We start from the raw sequence: 5965 nt of genomic DNA, 5'->3' as shown, positions 1-5965 counted from the left end.
AGCGAGAAGCGTGGCTGACGTAACGCCGGAGCGGCTGGCGGAGATCGAGGCGCGAGCGGGTGCGACGACGCCGGGGCCGTGGACGACGGAGAAGCCGGGCGCGTGCCAAGCGGGACCGGCTAAGGGCATGCGGATGGGCGTCACCATCGCGGCCACATCCCCGGGCAAGGAGAATCGCGTCTACGCGAACCCGCCCGGTGGTCAGTACCCGAGCGCGGACCGACGCTTCATCGCCGCATCCCGCACCGACGTTCCCGACCTGTGCGCCGCGCTGCGGCAGGCGTGGGCGGAGCGCGACGCCGCCGCCCAGGAGGCCTGGGCGCTGCGGGAGGCGGCGGAGCCTGTGATCCGATTCACAGGCACTCCGCCGTTCTATGAGGACGTGGCTAATCTCCGCGCCGTCCTCTCCCGCCCCCGCACGGCGCACGCGGCGGTCGCTGCGGCGCGCGAGAAGGTCGTGGAGGCGGCGCGGGTCTTCGCCTCTGACGGGGTGGCTTGGCCGCTGTGCAACGCCGTGGATGCCCTAGCCGAGGCTGAGCGCACCCCCGACGCGCCGGGGCGGTGAATCGGTTCATGGCGGCAGGGGAGGGGTAGCGGTGGCGGCCAGGGTCCTACCCGGTGGCGCGCGACTCCCGGTGGACGGATGCCCGCGGTGTGTGGATGGGCGGGCGGCGCCGGACGGCTACCGGGACGACGGCGGCACCCGGGCCTGCCGGTATCGCTGCCCCCGGTGCGGGCATCGGTGGCAGACCTCATGGAGCATCGAGGCTTTGGGCGGGCGCGACTGGGAAGGGCGGCGGTAGGGCGTGCATCTTCATGCTCGGGTAGTGCAGCCGGAGTTCTGGGGGGACATGGAGTTCGTGCAGGGCTTCTCCCCTGCGCAGCGCCTGTTCTACATCGGCCTGATCCAGTTGGCCGACGACAGCGGGTGCCTGCTGGACTCGCCGATCGAGTTCAAGGCGAAGCTCTACCCCATCGACTTTGACGTCACGCCGGACCAGGTGACCAAATGGCGCGACCGGCTGGTGGAGACGAAGAAGGCCATCCCCTACGTGGCCGGCGGCAAGAAATGCCTCTACCTCGTCAACTTCCACCGCCATCAGAGCAAGAAGCATTGGGACAAGCCGGACATCCCGCTTCCGTCGTGGGTGAAGTGGATACCGTTCGAGAGCACCCCACACCGCGGACGGTACGAGCATCTGACCCAGCAACAGGACCCTAATTCCCATATCGTCTCCGACTCGGGTCCGGATGAGGTCCGGATTGGGTCCGACCTGAATCCCACCGGGTCCGGTTCGGGTCCGGCCGGGTCCGAAATGGTTCCTGGTGCTGGTGCTGGTGCTGGTGCTGGTGCTGGTGCTGGTGCTGGTGCCGTTCGGACGGCCGGCGAACCGGCCCCCGAACCGGAGGCGACGGGCGGCGCCGAGGACGAGACCGCCGAGCGCCGGCAAGGGACGGGCCAGGAGCAGAGCCTGATCCCGACCGACTCCGAGGCCTTGGCGGTGCTCCGCGGCATCGCCGGGTGGCGACCGAACGACCTCGCCGACCGCGAGATGCTGGCACAGTGCGCCAAGGCGCGACCAGACGCCGACCTGGTGGCGGTGGCCAGGTCGTTCGCCGTGGCGAAACTCGACAAGCCCCTGCAGCGCAACTCACTGCCCCGCAAGCAGTTCCTGGCGTTCGTCCGGGAGGCAAGAGGCGCCGAGTTGCGCCAACCGGCCCGCGCCTCCCCCGACGACGACATCGACGCGGAGGTCAGGCAGCGCCGGGAGCGCCAGGCCCGCATCGTTGCCGAGGCCGAGACCCGAGCCGTCGCCGGAGGGAGGTCCTGACCGTGGACGCCGCAAGCATCGAACGCGAAAGGGCTGTCCTGGGCTCCATGCTGGTCGACGCCGGAGCGGCCCTGGAATGCCTGGGCATCCTGCAGGGCCAGGACTTCGCCCGGTCGGCGCACGGCTGGGTCTTCGAGGCCATCCGGGCCCTGCAGGGCCGTGGAGCCGCGGTCGACGTGATCTCGGTCCACGAGGAGTTGTCGCGGCAGGGACGGGCCAACGCCGAGGACTTGGGCCTGCAAGGGCTGAGCGACCTGACGGCCGACGTGGCGGCTCCGGCCGCCGTCGCATACCACGCGACCCGCATCGCCGACATCGCGGTCCTGCGCCGACTGCGGTCTGCCGGCCAGAAAATCGCGGACGCCCTTTCAGGGGACGGCCCGATGCCCGCCTCGGCCGACGAGGCCTTGGGGCAGGCGCAGGCCCTGCTGGACGGGGTGCGGTCTCGAGCCCGGACCGCCGGGTCGGTCTGGATGCCCGAGGTCGTGTTCCAGCGGTGGGAGGAGTTCAAGTCCACCGCGGGCACCAAGGCGCCGGCCGCTGGCGGCTGGCCCACGGGCCTCACCGACCTGGACGACCTGATCGGCGGGTTTCGCGATGGCGAGTTGACCTACATCGGCGCCCGGCCCTCGGTGGGCAAGTCAGCCCTGGGGTTGGACCTGTGCATGCGCCGCGCCCGGACGGCGCCGGTCCTGTTCTGCAGCCTGGAGATGTCGCGGCAGATGCTGGCCGACCGCATGATCTCGTGGTCGACAGGCCTGCAGGCGGACTGGCTGCGCCGCGGCATGTACAGCCGCGCCACCTTGGACGCCCATGCCGAGGCCCTGCAGGCAGCCATGGCCGATTCCCTGATGCTCCACGCCACCGACACCCCAGGCGCTACCACGGACGCCATCGCCGCCGATGCGTGGCGCCTGAAGGCGCAGGGCGGCTTGGGCCTGATCGTGATCGACTACCTGACGCTCCTCGGCGACCGGCGCCGGCAGGGGGAGAACCAGGCGACCCACGTCGCCGCCATGAGCCAGGGCCTGCAACGCCTGACGCGCTCGATCGGCTGCCCCGTGATCGTCATGGCGCAGTTGAACCGCGAGGTGGAGCGGCGCGACGACGGCGAGCCGCGGATGTCTGACTTCCGGGACTCCGGGGGCATCGAACAGGACGCGGACGTCGTTCTGCTCCTGTGGCGCAACAAAGGCGCGACGGGCGATGGGCCGGTCGCGCTCAACGCCAAGGTCGAGAAGCAGCGCAACGGCGCCACCGGGAAGTTTCGCCTGCTCTTCGATCCGACGACTGGACGATTCGCCAATCTGGCGCGGAGGGATGCCGCATGACCGAATCCCCCGCCCCCGCCTACCGCCCCGACCGCCTCTGGATCCACGACCGCGGCGCCAACGGCGTCCGGGTGCGGCAGCGTTTCGTGCGCCACGACGGCACCTACCACCACGACGAGCCGTGGGGCGCCTTCGCCACCGAGTCCGACGCGCGCGCCGCGGCGGCGACCTGCCCGAGCGGGAGCGGCTGATCCTGCGGCCGTTGCGGCGCCCCGGCCAGACGGTGGCGCAAGCGGAGAGGGAGGCGAGCGATGTGCGACCCCTGGGAATCGACCGAGCCGCCGTCGAGGAGGCGGCCCTGCTGGCGACACCGCCCGAGGAGGTCTGCGTGCGGTTCGGGGTGACGGCCGAGCAATTTGCCAAGTGGCTGGTCAACCACCGGGTCGCCTACCCCGGCTGCCCCCGCTCCGGGTCGGCTGGCGTGGCGGGCCTGCAGGCGGAGATCGACCGCCTCCTGTCGTCCCCCGACCCCTCCACTCAGGCGCCACGGATCGCCTCCGATTTCGATGACGACAAACGTTCATCGGAGGTTCGTGGGTCGAAGGAGGGTAGCGGGTTATCCACAGCGCAAATCGCCGCAGAATCTGCCAGCGCGGCGGAGGGAGGCGAGGGGGTTGCGGAGCCGGTGGTGCTGGCGCCGGTCGAGGGGGTGATGCCGGAGGTCGAGGTCCTGGGGGCCTGGTCCCTGAAGCCGTCGTCGGTCGAATCCACGGTGACGCCGGTGCCGCCGGAGGTCCTGGCGAGGGTGGTCGGTGAAACGGTACACGACGAGGGGGTGATGCCTTCTGAACCCGCCGCCATACATGCAGCCGGGTCGCCAGTTCCTGCGCCGATGAACCCGCCCCAGGGGGGGGGGCGCGGCCCTGCCCCGACGCTGGCCCCCGGCGAACCGGGAGCGCCAGACCGGCGGGGCGCATCGGGTAACGATTCACGTCAAGACCCGCAGCGGGTCGCAACTCCCGATCGACCTGCTCTGCGATAGCGTTGCGGCGGTGGACGCGGCGGTCACGTTCGGGTGGGTGTTCGGGTTGCCGGTGACGGTGGCGCCGTGGGACGAGGCGGCGGGGTAGGGGACGGAAATCGGTTTCGGGAGGTGCCCCATGTACGACCCGACGACCCTCGCCCCCGGCGACGTCCTCCTGATGACCGGCCGCCCCCGCCTCACGCTCGGGGGCCTGCTGGACGCCGCTATTGAGTGGAGCACGGTGTCCCCCTTCGTGCACGCGGCCATCGTGGCCGAGGGGTGCATGGTGGAGGCCCTGTGGACGGTGACGCGCAGCCCGCTCGACAAGTACGCCGGCGACGGGTGGGCGTACCGAGTGCAGGCGACCCCTGAGCAGGCGCAGGCGGCGTGTGGGTGGGCGACGGATCGGGTGGGGCAGCGGTACGGCATCGCGGAGCTGATGGACGATGCGCTGTTCGATGCGGCGCACATCCCCCTGTACGGAAGGGTGACGCCGCATCGCCTGACCTGCAGCGGGCTTGTGAGCGTGGCGTACCAAAAGGCGGGCATCAACCTGACGTGGCACCCATTCCCGAGCCCGGCGGACCTCAGCTTCTCCCCTCTGCTGCTGGGGCCGCGACCGTGGAAGGGGGCTGCGTAGGGTGGAGGCCCTGCGCGCCCTCTGGTGGCTCCTGCGGGCCGCATGGGCGCTCATCCGGACCAGACACGGTACGATGCCCCCGGGTGATGCAGGATGCTCACGGGCCGCGTCTCCGTCGCCAACGGCGCCACGCCGACGTATTCCCTCGTGAACCCGTACACCGGTGCCCGGTCGGGGTCGGCGGTGGCCTTGGTGGACAGCGGCGACCAACGCGCCATCGCCTCCCCGACCCTGGTCGCGCAGACCGGCGCTCCCCAGGTGTCCGTGGAGCCGGTGGTCGGAGTGGACGGTCGCCCCACGACGGCGGGTCTGTACCTCGTGGACTGGGATCTCGGGCAGGCAGGGTATGTGCACGCGGTGACGCCGGGACGGAAACCGATTTACACGCTGGCGATGGACACCACGGCGCTCGGGGTGCAGGGGTTGATCGGGCGCAACCTCCTGCGGACCGGGGACTTCCACTACGCGGGGTCGGTCGACCGGTACACGCTTTCCCTCGGGGTTTACCTACCGCCGCCGGTCGGCGTGCCGGCGCGGGTGTGGGCGCCCTTCCTGGTGCTGTTCGGCGCGGGTGCGGTCGTGATGGGGGCGCTGGGGTTGGAATAGACGCGAGAAGGGCCGGGGTGGGGTACCCGGCCCTTCTGCGCGGGGGAGCGGCGGGGGAGAGGGACGGCGGAACTCCTTCAGCCCTGGGCGAGGCCGCGCTGGAAGTTCTGGAGCCACTTCCCGCCCTTGCCCTGGATGGACGCCTGGAAGCCGGACGCGCCGACGGCGCTGACGCCATCACGCCAGGACTGGTCGATGTTGCAGTTGCTGATGCCGTACTCCGAACGGAGTCCGGCACAGGGCGTGTTACCGGAACTGACGCCCTCCTGCCACTTCGTGCCGGCGTTGGCCGTCTTGCGGGTCCACTTCGCCTCGGCCGCCTGCAGCGAACGTGCCATGCTGGATCCCCTCCCGATTCGTAGTCTCCGCGAGGAACCGCTGGATGCCCGCCCGCCACGCCTCATCGATGTGGCAGTCCGTGATGCCGTATCGCTCACGGAGGCCCTCGCAGGGCGTGCGCGGCATCTGCGTCCCCCCTCCTGCGCGCAGAGTACCACATAAGGCCGCGCCCGCCGTCTGTTGGCCCATCCGCGCCAGTTGGGCGTTGACCTGTTCGGAAGAGTGTCGTTTATGGTATGTGTTTGGGATTAGG

Annotated in this window: 8 protein-coding genes; 6 read left to right on the top strand and 2 right to left on the bottom strand. The window is 70.7% G+C overall.

Going from position 1 to position 5965, the window contains the following annotated elements; all coding sequences use genetic code 11:
- The 4 genes from ACYCUK_RS22810 to ACYCUK_RS22795 all read left to right on the top strand — a co-directional run.
- Positions 1-565, top strand: a 565-nt coding sequence (locus ACYCUK_RS22810) for a hypothetical protein (RefSeq protein WP_461596899.1), incomplete at its 5' end; no start/stop codon positions are given.
- 286 nt (positions 566-851) lie between these two features.
- On the top strand, positions 852-1832 hold the full coding sequence (locus ACYCUK_RS22805; RefSeq protein ID WP_461596898.1) for a hypothetical protein: 981 nt from the start codon (positions 852-854) through the stop codon (positions 1830-1832).
- A 2-nt stretch (positions 1833-1834) separates the two neighbouring features.
- On the top strand, positions 1835-3163 hold the full coding sequence (locus ACYCUK_RS22800; RefSeq protein ID WP_461596897.1) for a replicative DNA helicase: 1329 nt from the start codon (positions 1835-1837) through the stop codon (positions 3161-3163).
- Positions 3160-3354 (top strand): hypothetical protein, encoded by a 195-nt coding sequence (locus ACYCUK_RS22795; protein WP_461596896.1) that lies wholly within the window; start codon positions 3160-3162, stop codon positions 3352-3354. Before ACYCUK_RS22800 ends, ACYCUK_RS22795 begins: the two co-directional genes overlap by 4 nt.
- Positions 3355-4091: 737 nt before the next feature.
- Here ACYCUK_RS22795 and ACYCUK_RS22790 read toward each other — a convergent pair.
- Positions 4092-4265, bottom strand: coding sequence for a hypothetical protein (locus tag ACYCUK_RS22790; protein WP_461596895.1), 174 nt, complete (start codon positions 4263-4265; stop codon positions 4092-4094).
- Here ACYCUK_RS22790 and ACYCUK_RS22785 point away from each other — a divergent pair.
- Both ACYCUK_RS22785 and ACYCUK_RS22780 read left to right on the top strand, forming a co-directional pair.
- On the top strand, positions 4264-4767 hold the full coding sequence (locus tag ACYCUK_RS22785; RefSeq protein ID WP_461596894.1) for a hypothetical protein: 504 nt from the start codon (positions 4264-4266) through the stop codon (positions 4765-4767). The genes ACYCUK_RS22790 and ACYCUK_RS22785 overlap by 2 nt on opposite strands.
- Positions 4768-4914: 147 nt before the next feature.
- Positions 4915-5373, top strand: coding sequence for a hypothetical protein (locus ACYCUK_RS22780; protein ID WP_461596893.1), 459 nt, complete (start codon positions 4915-4917; stop codon positions 5371-5373).
- A 77-nt stretch (positions 5374-5450) separates the two neighbouring features.
- Here ACYCUK_RS22780 and ACYCUK_RS22775 read toward each other — a convergent pair whose 3' ends face one another.
- Positions 5451-5711 (bottom strand): hypothetical protein, encoded by a 261-nt coding sequence (locus tag ACYCUK_RS22775; protein ID WP_461596892.1) that lies wholly within the window; start codon positions 5709-5711, stop codon positions 5451-5453.
- Between the last annotated feature and the right edge of the window lie 254 nt (positions 5712-5965).

Source organism: Thiomonas sp. (assembly GCF_054608695.1).
The sequence above is the reverse complement of the archived record's forward strand: the minus strand, read 5'-3'. Positions and strand labels throughout refer to the sequence as shown.

What these genes read in the sequence shown, in the direction of transcription:
- ACYCUK_RS22805 (WP_461596898.1), top strand. Translation starts at nt 852, where the DNA reads ATGGAGTTCGTGCAGGGCTTCTCCCCTGCGCAGCGCCTGTTCTACATC.
- ACYCUK_RS22795 (WP_461596896.1), top strand. Translation starts at nt 3,160, where the DNA reads ATGACCGAATCCCCCGCCCCCGCCTACCGCCCCGACCGCCTCTGGATC.
- ACYCUK_RS22785 (WP_461596894.1), top strand. Translation starts at nt 4,264, where the DNA reads ATGTACGACCCGACGACCCTCGCCCCCGGCGACGTCCTCCTGATGACC.
- ACYCUK_RS22790 (WP_461596895.1), bottom strand. Translation starts at nt 4,265, where the DNA reads ATGGGGCACCTCCCGAAACCGATTTCCGTCCCCTACCCCGCCGCCTCG.
- ACYCUK_RS22775 (WP_461596892.1), bottom strand. Translation starts at nt 5,711, where the DNA reads ATGGCACGTTCGCTGCAGGCGGCCGAGGCGAAGTGGACCCGCAAGACG.